The organism is Chryseobacterium sp. II3a, assembly GCF_057815135.1.
In genome coordinates this window covers 548053-568656 of the sequence record NZ_JBYPZJ010000001.1, presented here as the reverse complement: position 1 = coordinate 568656, position 20604 = coordinate 548053, and the positions used below count along the sequence as shown (strand labels likewise).

Here is a 20604-nt window from a genome sequence, read left to right as displayed (position 1 = left end):
GAACAACTTAAATGTCATCATATTTATTACATTTGCAGGAAACAAAACGTTTTTTATGAAAAAGATAGCAATACTTTCTACTCTATTTATAGGTGCATTAGCCTGGGCACAAGGCATTAAATTTGAGGACGGCAATTTTGCCTCTATCCTTGCCAAAGCTAAAAAAGAAAATAAACTGATCTTTGTAGATGCCTACGCATCATGGTGTGGACCATGTAAGTTGATGGTAAAAAATATTTTTCCTCTGAAAGCTGTAGGTGATTATTATAATACCCACTTTATCAATGCTAAAATTGATATGGAAAAAGGAGAAGGGGTAGAACTTGCCAAAAAATATAATGTAAAAGCATTCCCTACCTATTTATTTATAGATGGGAATGGTGAAGCTATACACAGAACATTGGGATATGTAGAAGAAAAAGACTTTATTCAGTTTGCAATGGATGCTGGAGATCCGAGCAAAAGATTGACATCTTTAAAGCAACAATTTGAAAAAGGAGAAAAGGATCCAGTATTTCTAAAAAACCTGGCAGAGCTTACTATTTATAATGATGCTGAATTTGCGGAAAAAGTCCTGAGCCGTTATTTCCAAGTGAAGCCAACGATGGACCAAGAGGATGCTCAATTGCTTATTTCAGGGATACAGACTACCGAAAGTCCTTTATATAAGATCTTTCAGACCAAGAAATCAGAGATTTCAAAACTTTTCCCTGATGATAGATATGAAAAATTCAATCAGAACTTCCAAATGAGCACCATTACTAAAAAGGCTTATAACCCGGATACAAAGACCTGGGATGATCAGTACTTCATTACAGAGGCTCAGAAATTGGTAAGCAAAGACAATGCAGAGAGATTATTAAAAAAACTAAAAGCCAGCAGAGCTTTAAAAAATAAAGACGTCGCTCTTTATGAGAAACTTACCCTAGAAGTATATCAAGATTACTCCAAAGCAGGTTCTAATGAACTGAATTCAGCAGCATGGAATTTTTTTGAAAATGTAAGTAATAAAGCATCCCTAGAGAAAGCTGTAGTCTGGGCACAGGAATCTGTAAAGAAAGACCAAAGTTTTGCCAATACAGATACCCTGGCAAACCTATATCATAAGATTGGTGATAAGAAAAATGCAAAATTGTGGGCTGAAAAAGCTATTGAACTGGCGAAAAATGAAGGCCAGGATTCAACAGACACTGAAAAATTATTGAAAAGTCTTTAGTGATTAGAATATAAAAGATAAAAACCACGGGAGAAATTTCTCCTGTGGTTTTTTATTGCTTTCATTTAATTATTATATACTAAGATTTGCATTTTAGTAAGCATAGCTTCAACATCCCCGTTATATCCCGCGTAAGCAGAAGGAACAAAATTAACGGTAGCACTACCACTCCAGGCACTATATTGAACTTTAAAAGTATAGGTTCCTGCAGAAAGAGTTACTGATTTCAAAAAGGTTACAGGAACAGGCATACTCTGTAAGACTACTCCTCCCGGAAAATTTCCCGCTTTAGAAGCAAAGGCTGAGGAAATTTTCACCCCATTTTGCAAAAGAGAAAAAACACCTTGGCTTGTATTGCCATCTGTTAGTGTTTCATATCCTAAAATCGTAAATAAAAAAGTTTGAGTTCTTCCTACCGGAACAACCAAAGTTATTGTGACACCAGGAACATCAATCGTTTGTCCCTGTGTGGCTGTTGCAGCAGTGGTACCTTGTACATAATATGCATTATTAATGGTTCCTGATATAGTATTCAGGGTTTGCCATGAAGGAGGTGCCCCCACACCTCCGGACGTTAAAATTTGTCCGGAAACACCTGCAGATCCTGCAGTATTGGCATTACCTCCTATATTGAGTTCATTAACAACCTGTAATGAGCCATTGACGTGAAGCGTTTTTTGAGGCGTTGGCGTTCCAACACCAACCTGCGCATTAAGAACAATTGAACCTAAAGCAAACAATGTAGAAAATAGGTTTTTCATCTGGTAATAAATTTTTTTGTTTTCAAATCAAATATACGTACTAATTAGAATAAAGTAATCAATATATCTAATATATGTGAAAAAAAAAATTAAAAATAAACGCTTATTAATCAAAAAAATTACACATAAAAAAACCGCAGAAAAAATCTACGGTTTTTTACTTTTATCATAATGTATAGGTTCTTTTTCTACTAACCTAAAATATTTAATTTGACGCGAAAAATAAATGGATTACTCCTTCAACTTTGAAATCAGTGAATATAAGATATGTTCTTATTTTCATCAAACAGCTAAAATTTGCTATTGAGGCGTTACACTATTTACTTACTTGGTTTTATTCATATTTTGACTCTTTCGTCATTAATATTCAAAAAGAACACTTCCCCAAGTGAATCCGCTTCCAAAAGCAGAAAGAAGAACTAGATCTCCCCTTTTAATTTTTCCTTGTTCAATAGCTTCGCTTAAAGCAATTGGTATAGAAGCAGCTGTTGTGTTTCCGTATTTCTGAATGTTGTTGAAGATTTTCTCATCCGGTAATCCAAATTTTTGCTGAACAAACTGAGCAATTCTAAGATTAGCCTGGTGAGGAATAAACATATCAAGGTCTTCTACTGTTTTTCCAGCCTTATTTAAAGCTTCCATCATTGTTTCCGGGAATCTTGTTACCGCATGTTTGAATACAAAGTTTCCGTTCATGATAGGATATACTTCTTTATTGGTCACATTTTCCGGTTCTTTTCTCATTCTGTCGCTCCATCCGAACTTAGAACCTGGGAACTGTGTACATAGTTCATCTGCATATTTTCCTTCAGAATGCATATTTACGGCCAACACATCTCCTGCATTTTCGTCTTCTGTTGCTGAAAGCACTATGGCTCCTGCACCATCTCCGAAAATAACAGAAACCCCTCTTCCTTCATCAGAAAAATCTAATCCGAAAGAATGAACTTCTGCCCCTACCACTAGGATATTTTTATAGGTTCCTAACTTGATAAAAGCATTGGCAACACTCATAGAATATACAAATCCTGAACACTGATTTCTTACGTCTAATGCTCCGATGGTATCACATCCCAGCATTTCCTGAAGTAAAACTCCACATCCTGGAAAATAATAATCCGGTGAAAGGGTTGCAAAAACAATATAATCAATATCTTTAGCTGTTAAACCAGCTTTTTCAATGGCTTTTTCTGATGCTTTGAATCCTAAGTAAGCAGCTGTTTCCTGAGAATCATTTCTGTTTTTTCTGTGTCTTCGTTCCTTGATGCCTGTTCTTTCCGTAATCCATTCATCATTGGTTGTCATTAGTTTGGCTAAATCATCATTTGTAACAACGTTATCTGGAACATAAAATCCCACACCTTTTATTGTACTTTTAATCATATAGTTTTAATAATTTTGGCAAAGATAAACTTATTTAAAACATAGTATTTCAAAATATTAGTATTTTTACTTTATGCCAATTGATACAATATACAGAAGTACCCACTGTGAATGGGTAGATGTAGAGGCTCCTACTGCGGAAGACCTGAAATTCCTTCATGAACGATACGAAATCAATAACCTTCTTCTGGAAGACACCATAGACCCCAATCACCTCCCCAAATATGAAGAAGACGGGAATGTAAAGTTTTTTCTTCTCCGTGAAAGTACAGAGCTGGAAAGAAAAAACCTGAATACGATCAGTGATATCAGTACAAAAATTGCTATTTTCATTCTGGATAAAACCATCATCACCATCCACAGAATGAAAACCAGAAGCATTTCTGAAACGAAAAAAAAGCTAACACTTACTCAGGAAGAAGTAACTCCTCAGAAAGTAGCTTTAATGATCGCCATATTGATTATGAAAAGCTTTGATGATGAATCGATAAGCTTATTGGAAACGATGGATAATATTGAAAATGAGATTTTCCTTAAAAACACCAATCATACCAGCCAAATCAGAAGACTGTATAAACTTAAAAGAAAATCCGGGCTCAATTCTCGTGTTTTAGTTATTTCCACGGATGCCATCGACAAGTTTAAATTATTAAACCTTCAGGATTCTGAAATTGTAGATTTAAAGGATAAACATAAGGATGTAGTCGCCGATTTTGACCATTTAAATATACAAATCACCAACCTTATTTCAATGTTTCTGGCCCTTTCGGATCAGAAAGCCAACCAGGTAATGAAAGTTTTGGCCATTTATTCAGTTTATTTCTTACCGATAACCTTTATTGCAGGAGTCTATGGGATGAATTTTGATAATATGCCTGAGCTTCATCATAAATATGGCTATTATTTTACATTAGGCGGTATGGCTCTGGTGGTTATCAGTACATTTATCTATGTGAGGCGCAGACAGTGGTAATTTATTTTTCTCGCAGATATCACAGATTACGCAGATGATTATGGAAACTTGCTTGATTAATCCAGTCATATCCTGATGGGAATATTTGATTTTAACTTTGTAATAAACCCAATACATTATCAATCTTTACGATAAAACAATCCTATTATTTCCAAATAAATAGTAATTTAGAGAATGCTTGCCTTATGGTTTGCAATAACCAAAACAAAATATTATAAACAGAAAATCAGAGACCATGAAAACTGAAGATCTTAATAAAATTCTACAGGATGACTCTCTTTCACAAGCTTCTAAGGATAAACTTATTGCTTTGCATGAGAATATTTCTGCTAAAGAATTTTCTGATCTTCTGGACGCGGAAGGCAATCAGTATATAGAATTTGTACAGGAAGGCGGCGGAGTCTGGGGAAGTGCATTGGTAGGTTATCTTTATGGATTGGAGATCTTTGGGATTCGTTTTCTGAAAGTTGCAGGAACCAGTGCCGGCGCTATTAATACTATGCTTATTGCAGCCTGTAAGACCAAGGAAGAACCTAAAAGTGAGCTTATCAAAGAGATTCTTTTCAGCTGGGATTTTGCTGATTTTATGGATGGAAAAACGTATGTAAAAACAACCCTCCATGCCATGCTGAACAATAAGAATTTCTTCAAGATCAATGCGGTTATTGCCGCTATTTTATTCATTATTCTTGTGAGTATTCCTTTTGCAGCTCCTTCCGGAAGTATCCTGAATGCCAAACTGATGTTTTTAATTCCTCTGATTCCGGCAATCATTCTTTTTTTCTGTATCAAAAAATTATACAACAACTTCAGGAAGGAAAATAGCGGGCTTAATCCAGGGATTATTTTCCAGAATACCATGAAAACGGCTTTGGAGAATTTTGGGATTAAAACAGTAGCCAATCTTAATGAGAAGTTTATACAAAAGGAATACGGCCTCAACCTCAACTACCGCTATGGAAATGGACAGGAATATTATAATATCACTTTAGCCGGTATTGAAAAAATCAAGGATAAAAATCTGGAACATATCGATCAGACCAGGTACAAGATCTTCTACGATAGTGCTGTAAATAATGACTATTATAAAAACAATCCTTTTTACCTTCTTCGATCTGAATATGTAGTAATTACTACAGATATCAATGCCAAAATAAAGGTAGAGCTTCCTACAATGGCCAATTTATACTGGTCTGAAGAGGAGCTGAAGCACATCAGCCCAGCAGAGTTTGTTAGAGCATCCATGTCTGTTCCTTTTTTCTTTGAGCCTTTTCAGAAGAGAATCAACAAGGATGACAGTTCTGTAAAATATGCCTGGAAATTCTGGATGAATACGAAACAGCAAGATATTAATCCTGTCGGAGTTTTTATTGATGGCGGGAGTATTTCCAATTTCCCTATTGATCTGTTTCATGCAGATGAAGTTTTTTATCCAAGGATGCCTCTTTTTGGAGTGCAGCTCACGAGCGATTCTGATCTTCTTTCTGAAAGAGGAAAAACGAGTGAGGAAATTCTCAAAACTCCTTTCAGTTATGCCGGAAATATCATCAGTACTTTACAGGGTTTTAATGATAAAGTTTTTCTTACCAAACATAGTTTCTACCGCCTGTACAGTATACAAACCGTTAATTGTGGAACCAGCAGCTGGCTCAATTTTTTTATGAAAAGGGAAGAGAAAGAGGATCTTTTCAACAGAGGCTTTCGGGCAGCCCTTGATTTCCTGAACCAATTTGACTGGGAGAAATATAAGTATGAACGCATGATGCTTACCATAAAAGAGAAAAAAATACTGAAAGAAGAGGATACGCCTACGGTGGGATAAGGATTTTTAGGTATTTTAGTCCCAAAAAGAAACTTATCATGAAATATATCTGTGAATGTTGCGGCGAAGAAAAAGAAGACTGGCCAGCTCTGGCTTATAATGCACCCTATTTTTATTCTTGCTTATCTGATAAGGAACAGGAAAATGCTGAACTTACCCCTGATTTATGTGTAGTGAAAAACAATGATGACACTCATAGATTCATTCGGGCTGTTTTAGTACAAGAAGTCAATGATGACTGCAGGGATCTTGAATATGGAGTCTGGGTTTCTTTAAGTGAAAAGAGCTATACTGAATACGTCGAAAATTACGATAATAAAGAATTCAAAGCTGAATATTTCGGATGGCTTAATACTTATCTTCCCGATTACGACTTCCCAGAAAGCATTCCTACCACAGTCGTGGTAGACAATACCATTGGGCGTCCGTTTGTTTTCCCACATCAAAGCTATGACCATCCTTTCGTTCATGATTTTTATAATGGAATTACGAAAGAAGAGGCTGAAAAAAGAATTAACAGGGTTTTAAATAGTTAAATATGAATAAGGCTAATAAATACATTTTCCTGATAGGACTTTCAATGATTTCCCTTTCCATCATTATGTTTTTACTATCTATAGGAATGTTTACTGCAAGAGGAAGCTATCAGGTATTTATAATCAAACTCAGTGAAGTCTCTTTTGTGCTATGGCTTCCCTTTTTAATTATAGGAGTATTTTTAACTGTATTAGGAATAGGAATCTACATGAAAAAGATCACCAAATAGATTCCTATTATTTTTTATAAGTTATTTAAAAAATCAAGATACATAGGAACACTCTTTTCTATCCACTCATCCGAAGGATTACGTTCTATCCCATAATACACAAAAGGTTCTTCATATTGTGCTTTAATATAATCAAAAGTCAGTTCATAAGGTCTGAAAAGTTCCTTCATTGTATATTTATATATCCCTGCCGATGTATAAGCATCTTCATCAATTCCGGCCGTAACAGCCAACGTCATTTTTTTCTCCGCCAACTTATAGCCGCTGTTACTTCCGTAGGCCCAACCGTACAAAATAACCTCATCCAACCATTGCTTCAGAAGTGGTGGACTGCTGAACCAGTAAAATGGAAACTGAAATACAATAGTATTATGAGATTCCATAAGCTCCTGCTCTTTGCCTACATTAATTTTACCATCAGGATAAGCTTCATATAATTGATGAACAGTGTATTTTTCAGGATATTTTTTTAATTCTTCAATCCATCTTTTATTGATAACAGATTTTTCAATTTCAGGATGTGTGACAATTACTAAAGTCTTCATTATGTTTAAATTTCTACAGCAAAATTACGACACGTTACCTACATTTTGTACATTAGCATCCAATTGTAGGGTACTATAAAAAATGTAAGGAATGACTAAAATAAAAGAAACCTCAACCAATTTTGCCAATAAAAAGGCTCTTGCAGACGAATGTCCTGAGATTTATGCATCAAATATCGTCGGTGGGCAATGGGCATTGGCTATCTGCTGCTATCTCATTAATGGTAAGATGAGATTTGGTGAATTGAAGAAATGTCTTCAAAACATTACAGAGCGTATGCTTACCCTCCAACTTCGAAGGCTGGAAGAAGATAAAATCATCACAAGAACTGTTTATGCTGAAGTTCCGCCAAGAGTAGAATATGAATTAACCGAGATTGGTTATAAGCTAAAACCTATTATTCTTGAATTCGAAAAATGGGGAATAGAACACAAAGAATTAATAAAAAAAGAAATCTACCACAAGGAATGATATTTTAAACCACAAAAGTCACAAAAGCTTTATACTTAAACACTTTAGTTCACATTAGAAAGTTTATAATAATACTGCATAAAGTTCACTTAAGTTTTTGAAAATCTTTGATTTTCGTCTTATGTGAACTTATTATACGCGAAACTTCTCCCTTCAAATTACTTAAGTGGTTAGTTCTTTTGTAACTTTTGGAGTTAAATTTTATAGTCCAGAACCATTTAATTCTTTTCCGTTTCTTTCCACAAAGGTTTCTCTTCTAATACTTTTGTATGAATCGGACAGGTTTCATGATGGGCTCCTTTCAGATATCCTGTGCTCATCAGAAATTCATTTACAATCTCACCACCTGTAAATTTGAATGTTTTCTTAAATAACTTCATCCATTCGGGTAATGTTTTAGGATGATGATGTTCCAGCCATTTCTCAAATGAACCAAATTCTTTTTGCAGTTCCATAATTGTTTTGGCATTTTCAATGGCAGCATTTACTTTTAGCTTGTTTCTGATAATTCCGCTGTCGCTTAAAAGTCTTTCACGGTCTTCCTCTGTATAGGCTGCTATTTTTTGAATATTAAAATCGTCATAAGCCTTTCTGAAACTCTCTTCTTTCTTCAAAACTGTTTCCCAGCTTAACCCTGCCTGATTAATTTCCAGAATAAGCCTTCCAAACAATTCATTATCATCATGAATAGGAAATCCATAATAATTGTCGTGGTAGTTTTTGTGCAGTTCCTTTCTGCTCTCAGGCTGCATTCCATCTATAGCTAAGCAATAACTCATTGAAGTATCTGTTTTAGTTTAATGGGATAAAGATAAGACATGGTTGTGACAACTGTTAGTCAGTAGGATTTTATTTTTAAGAAAAGGAAGATGGATGCTTGGAAGATGGAAGTTTATTGAGTGTGAAAGAACATCTCATATGTTTTTTATTAATAGATTATTTTTTCCAATGATTTTGAAAATATCAGTTGAAGAGTAGAAAATTCCCTTCCAGAGGTGAAGTGACAAAAATTCTTTGAATTTTTGACGGGGTTGTTTACAACATTCCCTACCCATAACTTTTCATGCAACACCTCAGAAATATTAACTAGATTAGCAACCTCAAATATCAGCCATGAAATCACTATTTTCTCTTCTGTTTTCCTTATTTTTAATTTCTCTTCATGCTCAGAATATCTATTCAAAAGCCTATGGAAATCAAGAAAATCCTGCCATTATTTTTATCCATGGCGGCCCCAGTGGAAATGCTACTTTATTTGAAGGAACTACAGCACAAAATCTGGCTGATAAAGGCTTCTATGTAATTGTATACGACAGACGAGGCGAAGGACGCTCCAAAGATGAAAATGCCACCATGACCTTCAAAGAAAGTTTTGAAGATGTGAATCAGATTTATAAGACTTATCATCTCAAAAAAGCACATATTCTTGCCCATAGCTTTGGAGGAATCATCGGGACTTTATTTACCAATCAGTTTCCGGAAAAAGTAAAAACCCTTACCCTTGCAGGAGCCTTATTTACCCAACAGGAAACCTATAATCATATTTTAAATCAAGCCAAAGAGTATTTCAAAAATGAACCGGTTCTGCTACAGGAAATTTCTGAAATAGAAAATCTGGATAAGCATTCTGCAGCTTACCGAAAAAGATGCTACGAAATAGCCAGTAAACTCAATTTCTTCAATATGCCCAATCCTACCGTTGAAAGCAAAATTTTAAGAGAAGAATATGAATCCGGTGAATTTTATAAAAATAATATCAGAAACCATAACGCTCCTATTAAGTTCTACCAGAATGAACCTTTGAATAACCTTGATAACACAGCAGTATTAAAAGAAATCAAAAGAAAAGGAATTCCTCTTTTTGCCGTTTATGGAAAGAATGATGGAATTTTCTCTGAGAAACAACTAAACGACCTTAAAAATATCGTTGGAAAGAATAATTTTAAGCTTATTGATAATTGTTCACACTATTTATTTGTAGATCAGCAGGATGAATTTTTGAAATTTATTAAGTTAACATTAAAATAAAGTGTAGTTTTGTAGGAATGTCAGAAACAAGAATCCATATGAAGACTTACAAAGCCATCATCACGATGCTTATACTGGTGTTTTCATTATCGCCATGTTCTGTTAAAAGAAATGTTCTTGATATTTTTGACATTCAATATATCAGCGGTTTAAATAAAGTAAAAATAACCTCCGGGCTTTCTTTACACTGTGATTCTTCTACAATTTCCACAAAAACCTCTATTTCAAAAGCTAACGTAAAATCCAAATATCAAGGATCTTTTGGGGATGGTACTGCTATTGCAAAAAAAGCAAAGGAAACCAAGCTATTTTTTAATGAATATTCAGGGCATACTACAGGAAACAGCCCGCCGAAGTATATTCTATTTAAAAGACTGAAATTAAATCTGGTTTAAAACTTTTTAAGCCATTATACTCAGTTTTTTACAATACAATATCAACTTCAATGAAACATACTACAAACAGCCAGTCATATGACTTGGCCGGATTATATACTTTATCTCTCCGAATGGTTATCGGGTGGACCTATTTCTCGGCCTTTTGGCGCAGACTTATCCTCGAAAACAAGCTCATCCCTGATGAAAAGGGATATATCGGAGAAAAATTCAATCATTTCCTTCCCAATGCTTTAGGCATTAAACCCATTATCGAATATCTTGTTACCCATCCGGATGCTTTACAGAGATCCATGATGATCTTTACAATTATCGAAGCCATCGTAGGATTATTTATTATTCTTGGCCTCTTTACCCGTTTGATGAGTATAGGAATTTTCAGTCTTGCTCTAGGAATTTTATTGGGTTCTGGCTGGCTGGGAACAACCTGCCTGGATGAATGGCAAATTGGGGTTTTAGGTATTGCAGGCGGCTTTGTCCTGTTCCTTACCGGAAGTGGTTCTTATTCTTTTGATAATTATTTGATAAAGAAAAACAAGCTTTTCACACAATCGAAATGGTTTCAATGGCTTGGTTCGGGAATACTTCCTATTGCCCAACCTAAGGGATTTGTACTGATAGGTTCTCTGTTAATTTTTGGACTCACCCTTTACACCAATCAATATTTTCATGGTGGTGTCTGGGGAACTTTGCATAATAAATCTGTAAAACCAAAGATTGAGATTTCCAATATTTCACATGATAATTCGGATCTGAAATTTGAAGTTTACAGAACAGAAGGCGCCGATGTATATGGCTCTTTTCTTATTGGGATTCATATATTGGATAAAAACGGAAATATTCTAAAAGAAATCGATCATAAAGAGCTTTCAAAGTTTTCTAAAGACCATATTAAAAACCATTATGTGGCCAAAGTAAAACCCGGAAAACACAGCCTTATTATTCCATTGGGAGCAAAGGCAGATCTCAGTATAGGAATTGAGGATATTCTTCAAAAAGATGAAATTCATACCATAAAACTAATTGACATTAGCGGAATTGAATGGGCAGAAATAATAAAATAAATGATTTAAAGCTAATCAGGCGATTAAGTTAATCGACAAAATATTTGATTTTGATTAGCCACAAATTCGCTAATAAAATGATTTTTTTAGGTTTTGGCTAAAGCCAATGGATGACTATTTATAATGAGAGCGGGCTAAAGCCCGCTCCTATTGATGTTGATGCTCTTTGGGATAATTGATTTTTAATAAAATGGCTGCGCTAGACTAAAGCCCACCCCTATTGATGTTGGATATCCAAATGCATAATAGATCTTGAGGAGGGCTATTTCTTCTCCACAATCACCTCATATACACATGAGCTGTCTGGATCAAGTTTCAGAACTTTCATTTTAAGTAAAACATCCAGTCCCATGGTATCGCATGCTCCCTGTATAAAAGGTTCTATAACCGGCCATTTCAGCAGTCCTGCGATTTGGAGACTTTGTGCAATCTTGTGGTAACGGTCTACTCCTTTAATCAGTAGTTCAACTCTGTGGTCATTTAATTCTTTGAAATCAAAATTATATTCGGGACTGGATGTAAAAACTGCTGCTATCAATACTTTTGCTACAGCCGGAATTCCTGGGTGCAAATTAGGTTTGGATTCTAAGTTTCTTAAGGCCATTCGTGATCCAAGATCATACATAAAGGCGGTAGAAAGATCATTAACGGCCTCTTCACCATAAAGCTTACCGGCCTGTTTCAATAATCCGCCATAAAAGGCTCCGGTAATATCTGAAAGACGCTGGGTAAGTTCTGTAAAGGTTCCAGGGAAAAAATCTGAGATAATCTGATCTCGATCTAGTTCAGGCACATAAACATCATTTTTTCTGAAATCTGATAATGCCAGGAAAGTTTCCGGCAGTTGTATTGAATTCATAGGTAAATTTTATAATTGTTTGGTATATTGTTCAGTAAAAAGTTTTTTCAAGGATGAAGTTTTAACTATTTAAATTCTCATCAAGATTATCTAGGTGATCAACTTCATTCCTCTTATAATATTCATTCAGGTCTTTTGCAGAGGTCATTAAGAAATAGTATTGATTAATTTTCATTTTACAACAGACTATCAACATTAATTTAATAATGTTAAAAGCCAATGCTTGTTCTGCTTCTTCAAACTATTTTGGAAACAGAAAAACGATCTTTACTTTATATAAGTACAATCAATAGGGTTAAAATAAATCAATACAATCTAGGAGCTGTTCCTGAAATAAGAATGTTGCGTACAACTTCTATCTGAGCCTTTTGAAAAGGCATACTTAGGGTGAGGGAATTTATTCATATTTTTTCATTTTGTAGTGTAAAGTTAAAAAAAAACAAACAAACTCTCCAATATGTGATATTATTTTTAATAAAAAAAAACAATTTATTAATATGAGTAAGAATTACTTAATAATACAAAGAAACAAGAAGTTGGAAGAAGAAGTGATAGAAGGAAAACTCAGCCTTGCCCTATTCAAATTAAGACCTAATAAACAAAATGCTCGTACAAACTTAACCTCATTCAACAAAAAAACCTCCGGAAATCCGAAGGTTTTAATTAAAATTTAGTGCATGGCTTCACTCAAATCTATTTTTTCTTTACTCTTTCTTTCTTTTATCAATAAGATAAACGGAATACATATTAAAAATATTACCCCGAGGTAAAGAAATACATCCATATAGGATAAAACAGTTGCTTGTTTGGTTACTGATAAGTCAAGCATTTTATAAGCAGCATTCATGGCAGCATCAGGAGTCATCCCTTTTGCAATGAAACTAGCCTTCAATGCTGCCAGTCTTTGCTGGACATCAAAACTGTTTACATCTAAATGGGAAATCAGATTATTCCTGTAGCTCTGGCCTGCATTGGCAATAAATGTTGTAATGGCTGCAATTCCAAAGGATCCTCCCAACTGTCTCATCATCCCTGTAAAGGCAGCACCCTGACCAATTTCCTGGCCTTTCAGGGTACTTAATGACAAAGATGTAATTGGAATAAACAATAATCCTAATCCTGCCCCTCTTACAATCAGCATCCAGAAGAAGGCATCTTTACTGGTATCTGGAGTCAGAATTTTATAGCCCCAGAAACTATAAACAAAGAAGATAAATAGTCCTAATGAAACCAGGATCTGTTGTTTTGCTCCTTTTGCCAGTAACCTACCAATGATAGGCATCATAAATGCGGTTGTCAATGCAGCCGGAATCATCAATGCTCCTGACTGTAGTGCCGTCCAACCCAAAATACTCTGAGTATATAATGGAACAATGAATGTGGACCCATAAAGTCCAAATCCAAGCACAAATGACATCATTGTTCCGATTCTTAAATTACTATTTTTAAGTACTCTGAGCTCCACAATCGGGTACTTAAAGGTAAGTTCCCGCCAAAGGAATAATATAAATCCTAAAACAGCAGCAACAGTAAAGGCTACAATCATCCCGCTGGCAAACCAATCTTCTTCATGGCCTCTTTCCAGAATAAACTGCAATGAACCTACTGTAACGGCTAATAAAGCGATTCCCAGCCAGTCAACATCTGATACTTTACGTTTTTCAGCATATTTCGGACTTCTTACAAACTGAAGCGTCATCAGTGTTGCAGCAATTCCGATGGGAATATTGATATAAAAAATATACGGCCAGCTGTAATTGTCAACAATATACCCTCCCAATGGCGGACCTAAAGTAGGGCCAATAATTACTCCTAATCCATAGATGGCCTGAGCCATACTTCTTTTTTCAATCGGATAAGATTCCGTAATGATCGTCTGTGAGGTTACCAATAAGGCTCCTCCACCAATTCCCTGCATCAATCTGAAGAATACCAGCTCCCAGATATTGGTTGCATTTCCACATAAGAATGAAAATATGGTGAATATAATGATGGATGCCGCGAAGTAATTTCTACGCCCAAACTGCTGAGAAAGCCAACTGGTCATCGGTACGATAATTACGTTTCCGATCGCATAGGCAGTAATCACCCAGCCCACTTCTGAAAGCGTAGCTCCAAGATTCCCCTTCATTTCATTCAAGGCAACATTTACAATCGTGGAGTCTACAATTTCAAGAAGGGCACAAAGAATGGCTGTGATTGTAATAATCACTCTTCGGGCTCCATATTCTACTAATGAATCTTGCATAAGTTTTTTATAATGTAAAAAGTCAATGATGAATTTCGCTTCGCAAGTGAATAATGAATCGCAAAACAGTCTGTTTTAAATTGACCACAAATCAAATTCAATATTTAGCTTTGAAAACTATTGACATTTAACAATTTTAAGTGTTATTTCAATGAAACCTCAGCCTTCACATTCATTCCTGTTCTTAATCTTTTTGCGATATTCTTATCAAGATTTACAAAATCAATTTTTACAGGAAGTCTCTGAACTACTTTTACGAAGTTTCCACTCGCATTATCCGGAGGAAGTATAGAGAACGTAGCACCAGTAGCCGGAGAGAATGAACTTACAACTCCATCAAATTCCTTATCAGGGAAAGCATCAATCTCAATTTTCACTTTCTGACCTTCTACCATTTTATCTACCTGCGTTTCTTTAAAATTCGCCACTACCCATTTCTGGTCATTTTTAACCAAAGCAAATAGCTGAGATCCCGCCTGAAGATACTGGCCTGCCTGAGTAGATACTTTTCCTACATATCCGTCCTCCGGAGCAAGAATTACAGTATACGATAAGTTTAATCTAGCATTTTCTACATCTACTTCTCTCTGTTTTGCTACTGAGTTCGCTACACTGATCTGCTGTGAACTTGCTGCAGTCTGAGATGAAGCGATGGTAGTCTGCTGAGCAATTTGGTTTCTTTGCTCTACCAGTACCTGAAGTTGCTTATCCGCAGATTGTTTGGCAGCCAAAGCCTGCTCATATTGCTGTTCTGTAATAGAGTGATCCTTTACAAGATTGGCATATCTTTTTAAATCCTGAGAAGTTTTCCAAACATTCACTTTAGCTGCTTCAATCTGAGCATTAGCTGTTGCTACAGCTGCTTCAGAACTGTTGATATTTTTAGAAGTAGCTGTTGTAGTAGCTTCTGCAGTAGAAATATTACTTTTTGCTGTCGTTAAAGCAGCTTGTGACTGTTCAAGAGCCATTTTCTGGTCTCTGTTGTCCAAAATCACAAGAGTGTCCCCTTTCTTTACGAATTGGTTATCTTTTACTTTTACCTCAGTTACATATCCTGAGATTTTAGAAATTACCGGTGCCATATTGGAAGCAATCTGAGCATCGTCAGTCTCTTCATGATACTGTCCGTAGCTGTATGCTCTGTAACCGTAGATTCCTCCACCGATTACTACGGCTGCTAAAATGATAGGAAAAACTAAACTTTTTTTCTTTTTAGGTTCAGCTGCCTGTGTATTATTATTTTCCATTTTGGTTTCGATCTGATTATTTAATTGTTAAAGTTCCTGTTGTTTGCAATAGTTTTCTGTAGGCTAAAGCGGCGTCTGCTTTTGCATTGATTACGCCAACGTTAGCTGAAATCTGAGCAGCGTCTGCATCCAATAATTCTGTCATAGTTGCAAGACCGTTATCATATTTGTTTTTAGTAATTCTGTAGTTTTCATTAGCCTGTTCAGCAGATTTTTCGAAAACAGAAATTCTTTTTTTAGAAAAATCTGTATTCTGATATTCTCTATTCACATCAAGCTTAATGTTATCATTCAGCAATTCGTCAGTAGCGGCTAACTGCTTCTCTCTTGCTTGTGATTGTCTTAGTGATGAATTTTCTTTCCAGATATTAGATAAGTTATAAGAAATCCCGATTCCGACATTCAATGCATTATAAACGGTAAGGAACTTAGGGATATCTGCAGCTACATAACCTCCTGTGAATGCTATTGAAGGAAGGTTTTCTGCCTTAGCAGCCTTTGTTCCCAGTTCTGCTGCTTTTCTCTGCTGAACCAAAGCCTGAAGATCCTTACGGTTTTCTCTGGCTTCGTTTATATAAAAATCAACCGGTTTCACCTCTGAACCTTCTTCAATATAGTTCTGATCCACCTCAAGCTCTGTATTATCAGGAAGTCCTAATAACAGATCCATATTGATGTTGGCAATATTGTAATTATTTTTAGCTTCAAGCAGTTGAAGTTCAATATTAGAAGTCTGAAGATTGGCTTTTAACCTGTCATTTCTGGCAATCAATCCGTTATTCTCCATTTTAAGGAACGTCTCATCTCTCTTTTGGGAAGCTGCAAGGTTTTCTTCAAAAACTTTAATAGACTGATTGGCTTTAAATAAGTTATTATAGGCCTGCGCGACATTATAGGCAATAGCAGTCTTGTCATTTTCCGTACTTAACTTTGAAGCTTCAACCAGATATTTTGCAGACTGAATCCCATATTTAATTCGTCCACCGCTATAAATCGGAACACTAAGATTAGCAGAACCGTATAATACTTGGTGAATTTCCGGGCCGCCTGCTCCACCTGCAGCTCCTCCAAGTTTCATATCTACAGTCGGTTTCATTGGAAGATACATATAGCTTCCTGAAATCTTCAGTTCCGGAAGCTGTCTGTTTTTAGCTTCCAAAAGATCAGCGGTAGCCTCCTCGATCTTGGCTGCATCGATCTTGAGATTCTTGCTGTTCTGGATTCCCAGCTGCACAGCTTCGTCAAGAGAAAGGGTCTTTTTCTCCTGAGCATTTGCATTTGCTATTCCTACGAATAGTGATAATGCAATCACTGAGTTATTTATTCTCTTCATAACCTAAAAGGTCTTTTAGTAAATGTTTTATATGTTTGTTAAGTTCTGTATAGTATTTTTCATCAAAAACACTCTCGTCTTCTGTATTATTCAGGAATTCCTTATACATAGGCTTGGCATTGAGAGCATAGAATAAGGTTCCGCTTACTGTGGAATGAAGAAGGTAAATGGGAGGATTCTTTGTAAAAATTCCCTTTTTCAAACCTCGCTCCAGGAGCTGAGAATACATAGAAATAAATCCTATTTTCGTTTCTTTTAAAAATTCTAAGATCTGAGGATTTTCTGCATGTAACTGTTCTCTCTGCATAATCCTGTAAAAGCATTTTTGATTTTTGATTCTGTTAGAAAACTGGTCTATTATTTTTACAATTTTCTCCCACTCATTGATATCAGTTCGTTCCAGGATTTCATTTGAAAAAAACTGTCCTTCCTTCATTCTATACTCTACCAATTTCTCATAAAGTTTTTCCTTAGAACCAAAATAATACGAGATCATAGAGATATTTACATTCGCCGCTTTTGCAATTTCCCGGGTTGAAGTTCCTTCAAAACCCTTTTCTGCAAAGAGCTTTTCTGCAGCGAATAATATATTTTCTTCTTTTGAAATCATGTTAGTGTCCATTTTTCAGGGGGCAAATTTACACAAGTTTTTAAACAAATCAAACGATTGATTGATTTTTTAATATAGATTTAATTTATATTTACAAAAAACAAATTCTATGGGCTTATTCGATTTCCTATTTAAGATATTTAAGAGAGAGAAAAAAACAAAGACAAATGAAGTCACTTTTAGAAATGATATTCCACAGGAAGTGCCAGTTGCTACAATCAATGAAGAGATACCAGCTCCAATACAGGAAACAATTACTCCGTTAACGGAAGAGCCAAATACCACATCCGTGGAAGATATCCCTGGTGTATCAGAAGAAACCGTTGTAACCTTCGATGAAGATGGAAACCGCTTCGATCTTGAAATCATTGAAGCTTTCAAAAGATATCATTCTAATCCTACTCTTGATGTTAATCTTCCGCTTGAAGATGACAGAGGTAATACTTACCTTGCTCATGAAGCTTATGGAGCCCTTTTCAAAGAATGGAAAAATATTCAATCAAAATGGGACCGCATGTCTTTATTCTATAGTTTCTGGGATCAATCTCAATTTGAGAAGCTTGAAGACTGGCAAGTAATAGAACGATTTGTAAAAGATAGATATTCTAAAAAGGCTCTTCAGTATTTTGAAGAAAATATGTCTGATAAAAGAGAGTTTACCAAAGAAGAGCTTGTTTCGCTGTCAAAATTGTACCGCGTATTATTGAATAATCCTACAGCAAAGGAATATATTGAGACAGCCTATCACAGTCATCATGAAGATGATGCTGTAAAAGTAGAATATGCAACTGTTCTGCATATCATAGGGAATCATTCTGAAAAAGAGCTTTCTCATCAGATATTTCATGAGGTATTGGATAAAAAAATACAACTCAATGATACGGAATCTGTTTTTGATTGTTTCAAATTCTCAGAAGGCTATACAGACTCTTCTATTTTTGCAATGTTATACCTGATCAATACTGAATCTGATAATGACACATGGGATCATATGGCTGAAGAATACTACTATTGTCCAGTTTTCAGATATGAACATGCTGTACAATTAGCACAAACAGACAATTCTTTAAGAGCATTGGCAAAACTTACCTCTTTAAGCCAGGAATTCCCATGGTTCAGAACGGCTCTTGAAAGCACTATAGGCAATATTAAGTCTATGCGGAAACAGCTCAATGACCCGAATTTTATGGAAAAAGAGCTGCAGGAATTCCAAGCATCATTAAAAAATGTATAGAGTAAGCAAAAAAATATTACATTTAGCCACTTAAAAATTTTTAAATCATGAAAAAAATCATCTCAATTCTTACCATTGTTTCATTCACCTTCAGTTATGCTCAGGAAAAGCCTAAGGAAGGAAGCTGTTGTGCTGGAAAAGACAAAAAAGAATGTTCTGTAAAAGATAAAAAAGCATGTTCAGATGCTCATCACAAAGGATGTGATGCAAAAGCAAAAACTGCAGAGAACACTTCAAAAGACAAAAAAGCTGCGAAAGATAAAAAGACAGCTTAAATCACAATACGATTAAAAAAACTCCGGAAATTTCCGGAGTTTTATATTATGTACTTTTATGAATATATCTTGATAATTTTATTCCAAGATCCGTCCATACTATTTTAGGATTTCCGTTTCGGGTCAAATGCAGATCTGCCGTATTGATCTCTTCAAGGATATTTTCGATATTGGCTCCACTGATGAACTTTGAAAAGCCAGCCCAGTTGAAACCATTAGCGTCAATCTTTTTATACACCAGATTTTCTGATTGATAATTCTGAAGAAGTGCCAATCTAAAGATTTCAGAACAGTAATTTAAAAAGTTCTTCTGCTTCTCTCTGTTCCAGCCTGCAATTTCTCTTGCCCATAAAATAATACTTCTCAGATACTCGGGTTTCTTCTTTACCATAAACGCATCACGAACCCATTGCACAAAAAGTTTTTCAAACTCATTACTTTTATCTCCGGAATTCAGCAATTTTATTGCTTCATTAAGGTTTCCTTGTGCTTCATGAACAATTTCTCTTACTTTTTCTTCGGTAACAGAAAAGTTTTTCTTCAAATACTCTTCAATATCCTCATCATGAATCCTGGGAATTTCTACCACTTGGGTACGGGAAAGTATGGTAGGAAGAATATCGTTGGTACTTTCTGCGGTAAGAAGGATAACCGTTTTGGCTGGTGGTTCTTCAAGAAACTTCAGAAACTTGTTGGAAGCAGCTATATTCATTTTGTCAGCTCTCCATACGATTAGTATTTTGGTGCCGCCTTCGAAACTTTTTAATGAAAACTTCTGGTTCTGGTCATCAACTTCGTCTGCCGAAATAAAAAGCTGCTTATTTTCCGATTCTAAAAAGGCCGTCCAGTCATCATAACTTGCATATGGAGAAGCCAGAATCATTTCCCGGAATTCCTCAAATTTATTTTTGCTTAAAGAATTTTTGTTATCTGTAAATACGGGAAAACTGAAGTGCAGATCCAGATGGTTAAGATGTTCTACCTTTGAGGCTGCATGCTCATTTTCCTGATTTAAAATCTCCTTTGCATAGGCCAATACCATTGGTAAAGTACCATAACCTTCTTTTCCTACGAAAAGCTGGGCATGGCTCACTCTGCTTTCGGCAATGCTTTCTCTAAGAAGTTTTTTCAGATTTTCCTGTCCGGCGATGTTCTCCCAATTCATGTTTCAAAGATAAAAAAACTGGAGAAGAATTCAGAGTTAAATTTATGAATGGTCAATTTTTACTTCTCAAAGCCAATAACGATATATAAATAAACAAATTAACGAACAAAGTGGATTCACTATTCATCATTCGCATGAATGCAAATTGTGAATTATCTCAATAATTTATATAAATTAATAAATAAAGTAAACTCATGATTAACAATTG

At 35.4% G+C, this 20604-nt stretch carries 22 protein-coding genes; 12 read left to right on the top strand and 10 right to left on the bottom strand.

The annotated features are described in order from the left end of the window. Nucleotides 1–55 precede the first annotated feature (55 nt). Nucleotides 56–1216: a thioredoxin family protein gene (locus AC3HD6_RS02590; protein ID WP_488894927.1), complete on the top strand. Its 1161-nt coding sequence runs from the start codon at nt 56–58 to the stop codon at nt 1214–1216. A gap of 65 nt (nt 1217–1281) precedes the next feature. Here AC3HD6_RS02590 and AC3HD6_RS02585 read toward each other — a convergent pair whose 3' ends face one another. Both AC3HD6_RS02585 and AC3HD6_RS02580 read right to left on the bottom strand, forming a co-directional pair. Next, entirely contained in the window at nt 1282–1977 is a 696-nt protein-coding gene (locus AC3HD6_RS02585; protein WP_488894926.1) for a hypothetical protein, read from the bottom strand. Between the two features lie 360 nt (nt 1978–2337). Next, on the bottom strand, nt 2338–3360 hold the full coding sequence (locus tag AC3HD6_RS02580) for a 3-oxoacyl-ACP synthase III family protein (RefSeq protein WP_488894925.1): 1023 nt from the start codon (nt 3358–3360) through the stop codon (nt 2338–2340). 73 nt (nt 3361–3433) lie between these two features. Here AC3HD6_RS02580 and AC3HD6_RS02575 point away from each other — a divergent pair, with 73 nt between their 5' ends. The 4 genes from AC3HD6_RS02575 to AC3HD6_RS02560 all read left to right on the top strand — a co-directional run bounded on the left by AC3HD6_RS02575 (nt 3434) and on the right by AC3HD6_RS02560 (nt 6921). Continuing rightward, nucleotides 3434–4333, top strand: coding sequence for a magnesium transporter CorA family protein (locus tag AC3HD6_RS02575; RefSeq protein ID WP_123910743.1), 900 nt, complete (start codon nt 3434–3436; stop codon nt 4331–4333). 235 nt (nt 4334–4568) lie between these two features. Beyond that, entirely contained in the window at nt 4569–6155 is a 1587-nt protein-coding gene (locus tag AC3HD6_RS02570; RefSeq protein WP_488894924.1) for a patatin-like phospholipase family protein, read from the top strand. A 38-nt stretch (nt 6156–6193) separates the two neighbouring features. After that, nucleotides 6194–6691 (top strand): DUF2199 domain-containing protein, encoded by a 498-nt coding sequence (locus tag AC3HD6_RS02565; RefSeq protein WP_488894923.1) that lies wholly within the window; start codon nt 6194–6196, stop codon nt 6689–6691. A 2-nt stretch (nt 6692–6693) separates the two neighbouring features. Further along, nucleotides 6694–6921, top strand: a complete 228-nt coding sequence (locus tag AC3HD6_RS02560; RefSeq protein ID WP_488894922.1) for a hypothetical protein — start codon at nt 6694–6696, stop codon at nt 6919–6921. A 14-nt stretch (nt 6922–6935) separates the two neighbouring features. Here AC3HD6_RS02560 and AC3HD6_RS02555 read toward each other — a convergent pair whose 3' ends face one another. After that, complete coding sequence (locus AC3HD6_RS02555; protein ID WP_488894921.1) at nt 6936–7466, bottom strand: NAD(P)H-dependent oxidoreductase; 531 nt, start codon at nt 7464–7466, stop codon at nt 6936–6938. 91 nt (nt 7467–7557) lie between these two features. On the opposite strand from AC3HD6_RS02555, the gene AC3HD6_RS02550 reads away from it, so the two are divergent. Next, the gene (locus AC3HD6_RS02550; RefSeq protein ID WP_488894920.1) at nt 7558–7938 is read left to right on the top strand and encodes a winged helix-turn-helix transcriptional regulator; all 381 of its coding nucleotides are present in this window, start codon (nt 7558–7560) and stop codon (nt 7936–7938) included. Between the two features lie 218 nt (nt 7939–8156). Here the strand turns inward: AC3HD6_RS02550 and AC3HD6_RS02545 are convergent, their stop codons facing one another. Next, a complete protein-coding gene (locus AC3HD6_RS02545; RefSeq protein ID WP_488894919.1) occupies nt 8157–8717 on the bottom strand; it encodes a DNA-3-methyladenine glycosylase I in 561 nt (186 codons plus the stop codon). A gap of 334 nt (nt 8718–9051) precedes the next feature. Between AC3HD6_RS02545 and AC3HD6_RS02540 the strand changes: the two genes are divergently transcribed. The 3 genes from AC3HD6_RS02540 to AC3HD6_RS02530 are packed head-to-tail and all read left to right on the top strand — an operon-like array spanning nt 9052 to nt 11425. Beyond that, on the top strand, nt 9052–9966 hold the full coding sequence (locus tag AC3HD6_RS02540; protein WP_488894918.1) for an alpha/beta hydrolase: 915 nt from the start codon (nt 9052–9054) through the stop codon (nt 9964–9966). Nucleotides 9967–10004: 38 nt separating this feature from the next. Further along, entirely contained in the window at nt 10005–10361 is a 357-nt protein-coding gene (locus tag AC3HD6_RS02535; RefSeq protein ID WP_488894917.1) for a hypothetical protein, read from the top strand. Nucleotides 10362–10411: 50 nt separating this feature from the next. After that, nucleotides 10412–11425, top strand: coding sequence for a TQO small subunit DoxD (locus AC3HD6_RS02530; protein ID WP_488894916.1), 1014 nt, complete (start codon nt 10412–10414; stop codon nt 11423–11425). 262 nt (nt 11426–11687) lie between these two features. Here the strand turns inward: AC3HD6_RS02530 and AC3HD6_RS02525 are convergent, their stop codons facing one another. After that, nucleotides 11688–12284, bottom strand: coding sequence for a hypothetical protein (locus AC3HD6_RS02525; RefSeq protein ID WP_488894915.1), 597 nt, complete (start codon nt 12282–12284; stop codon nt 11688–11690). 497 nt (nt 12285–12781) lie between these two features. Between AC3HD6_RS02525 and AC3HD6_RS02520 the strand changes: the two genes are divergently transcribed. Further along, the gene (locus AC3HD6_RS02520; protein WP_488894914.1) at nt 12782–12958 is read left to right on the top strand and encodes a hypothetical protein; all 177 of its coding nucleotides are present in this window, start codon (nt 12782–12784) and stop codon (nt 12956–12958) included. Here the strand turns inward: AC3HD6_RS02520 and AC3HD6_RS02515 are convergent. From AC3HD6_RS02515 to AC3HD6_RS02500, 4 genes are all read right to left on the bottom strand, one after another. Further along, entirely contained in the window at nt 12955–14532 is a 1578-nt protein-coding gene (locus tag AC3HD6_RS02515) for a DHA2 family efflux MFS transporter permease subunit (RefSeq protein WP_068944120.1), read from the bottom strand. The two genes, AC3HD6_RS02520 and AC3HD6_RS02515, sit on opposite strands and share 4 nt — an antisense overlap. A 143-nt stretch (nt 14533–14675) precedes the next feature. Next, nucleotides 14676–15779: an HlyD family secretion protein gene (locus AC3HD6_RS02510; protein WP_488894913.1), complete on the bottom strand. Its 1104-nt coding sequence runs from the start codon at nt 15777–15779 to the stop codon at nt 14676–14678. A 16-nt stretch (nt 15780–15795) separates the two neighbouring features. Further along, nucleotides 15796–17112 carry a TolC family protein gene (locus AC3HD6_RS02505; protein WP_068944122.1) on the bottom strand — a complete coding sequence of 439 codons (1317 nt, stop codon included), beginning with the start codon at nt 17110–17112 and terminating at the stop codon, nt 15796–15798. Next, nucleotides 17096–17734 carry a TetR/AcrR family transcriptional regulator gene (locus AC3HD6_RS02500; protein ID WP_068944123.1) on the bottom strand — a complete coding sequence of 213 codons (639 nt, stop codon included), beginning with the start codon at nt 17732–17734 and terminating at the stop codon, nt 17096–17098. The genes AC3HD6_RS02505 and AC3HD6_RS02500 overlap by 17 nt, the downstream gene beginning before the upstream one ends. Nucleotides 17735–17831: 97 nt before the next feature. Here AC3HD6_RS02500 and AC3HD6_RS02495 point away from each other — a divergent pair, with 97 nt between their 5' ends. Then, nucleotides 17832–18956, top strand: coding sequence for a hypothetical protein (locus AC3HD6_RS02495; protein ID WP_488894912.1), 1125 nt, complete (start codon nt 17832–17834; stop codon nt 18954–18956). 47 nt (nt 18957–19003) lie between these two features. Next, the gene (locus AC3HD6_RS02490) at nt 19004–19231 is read left to right on the top strand and encodes a hypothetical protein (RefSeq protein ID WP_488894911.1); all 228 of its coding nucleotides are present in this window, start codon (nt 19004–19006) and stop codon (nt 19229–19231) included. 46 nt (nt 19232–19277) lie between these two features. Here the strand turns inward: AC3HD6_RS02490 and AC3HD6_RS02485 are convergent, their stop codons facing one another. Continuing rightward, complete coding sequence (locus AC3HD6_RS02485) at nt 19278–20396, bottom strand: DNA polymerase III subunit (protein WP_488894910.1); 1119 nt, start codon at nt 20394–20396, stop codon at nt 19278–19280. Nucleotides 20397–20604: the final 208 nt, after the last annotated feature.

What these genes read in the sequence shown, in the direction of transcription:
- AC3HD6_RS02590 (WP_488894927.1), top strand. Translation starts at nt 56, where the DNA reads ATGAAAAAGATAGCAATACTTTCTACTCTATTTATAGGTGCATTAGCC.
- AC3HD6_RS02585 (WP_488894926.1), bottom strand. Translation starts at nt 1,977, where the DNA reads ATGAAAAACCTATTTTCTACATTGTTTGCTTTAGGTTCAATTGTTCTT.
- AC3HD6_RS02580 (WP_488894925.1), bottom strand. Translation starts at nt 3,360, where the DNA reads ATGATTAAAAGTACAATAAAAGGTGTGGGATTTTATGTTCCAGATAAC.
- AC3HD6_RS02575 (WP_123910743.1), top strand. Translation starts at nt 3,434, where the DNA reads ATGCCAATTGATACAATATACAGAAGTACCCACTGTGAATGGGTAGAT.
- AC3HD6_RS02570 (WP_488894924.1), top strand. Translation starts at nt 4,569, where the DNA reads ATGAAAACTGAAGATCTTAATAAAATTCTACAGGATGACTCTCTTTCA.
- AC3HD6_RS02565 (WP_488894923.1), top strand. Translation starts at nt 6,194, where the DNA reads ATGAAATATATCTGTGAATGTTGCGGCGAAGAAAAAGAAGACTGGCCA.
- AC3HD6_RS02560 (WP_488894922.1), top strand. Translation starts at nt 6,694, where the DNA reads ATGAATAAGGCTAATAAATACATTTTCCTGATAGGACTTTCAATGATT.
- AC3HD6_RS02555 (WP_488894921.1), bottom strand. Translation starts at nt 7,466, where the DNA reads ATGAAGACTTTAGTAATTGTCACACATCCTGAAATTGAAAAATCTGTT.
- AC3HD6_RS02550 (WP_488894920.1), top strand. Translation starts at nt 7,558, where the DNA reads ATGACTAAAATAAAAGAAACCTCAACCAATTTTGCCAATAAAAAGGCT.
- AC3HD6_RS02545 (WP_488894919.1), bottom strand. Translation starts at nt 8,717, where the DNA reads ATGAGTTATTGCTTAGCTATAGATGGAATGCAGCCTGAGAGCAGAAAG.
- AC3HD6_RS02540 (WP_488894918.1), top strand. Translation starts at nt 9,052, where the DNA reads ATGAAATCACTATTTTCTCTTCTGTTTTCCTTATTTTTAATTTCTCTT.
- AC3HD6_RS02535 (WP_488894917.1), top strand. Translation starts at nt 10,005, where the DNA reads ATGAAGACTTACAAAGCCATCATCACGATGCTTATACTGGTGTTTTCA.
- AC3HD6_RS02530 (WP_488894916.1), top strand. Translation starts at nt 10,412, where the DNA reads ATGAAACATACTACAAACAGCCAGTCATATGACTTGGCCGGATTATAT.
- AC3HD6_RS02525 (WP_488894915.1), bottom strand. Translation starts at nt 12,284, where the DNA reads ATGAATTCAATACAACTGCCGGAAACTTTCCTGGCATTATCAGATTTC.
- AC3HD6_RS02520 (WP_488894914.1), top strand. Translation starts at nt 12,782, where the DNA reads ATGAGTAAGAATTACTTAATAATACAAAGAAACAAGAAGTTGGAAGAA.
- AC3HD6_RS02515 (WP_068944120.1), bottom strand. Translation starts at nt 14,532, where the DNA reads ATGCAAGATTCATTAGTAGAATATGGAGCCCGAAGAGTGATTATTACA.
- AC3HD6_RS02510 (WP_488894913.1), bottom strand. Translation starts at nt 15,779, where the DNA reads ATGGAAAATAATAATACACAGGCAGCTGAACCTAAAAAGAAAAAAAGT.
- AC3HD6_RS02505 (WP_068944122.1), bottom strand. Translation starts at nt 17,112, where the DNA reads ATGAAGAGAATAAATAACTCAGTGATTGCATTATCACTATTCGTAGGA.
- AC3HD6_RS02500 (WP_068944123.1), bottom strand. Translation starts at nt 17,734, where the DNA reads ATGGACACTAACATGATTTCAAAAGAAGAAAATATATTATTCGCTGCA.
- AC3HD6_RS02495 (WP_488894912.1), top strand. Translation starts at nt 17,832, where the DNA reads ATGGGCTTATTCGATTTCCTATTTAAGATATTTAAGAGAGAGAAAAAA.
- AC3HD6_RS02490 (WP_488894911.1), top strand. Translation starts at nt 19,004, where the DNA reads ATGAAAAAAATCATCTCAATTCTTACCATTGTTTCATTCACCTTCAGT.
- AC3HD6_RS02485 (WP_488894910.1), bottom strand. Translation starts at nt 20,396, where the DNA reads ATGAATTGGGAGAACATCGCCGGACAGGAAAATCTGAAAAAACTTCTT.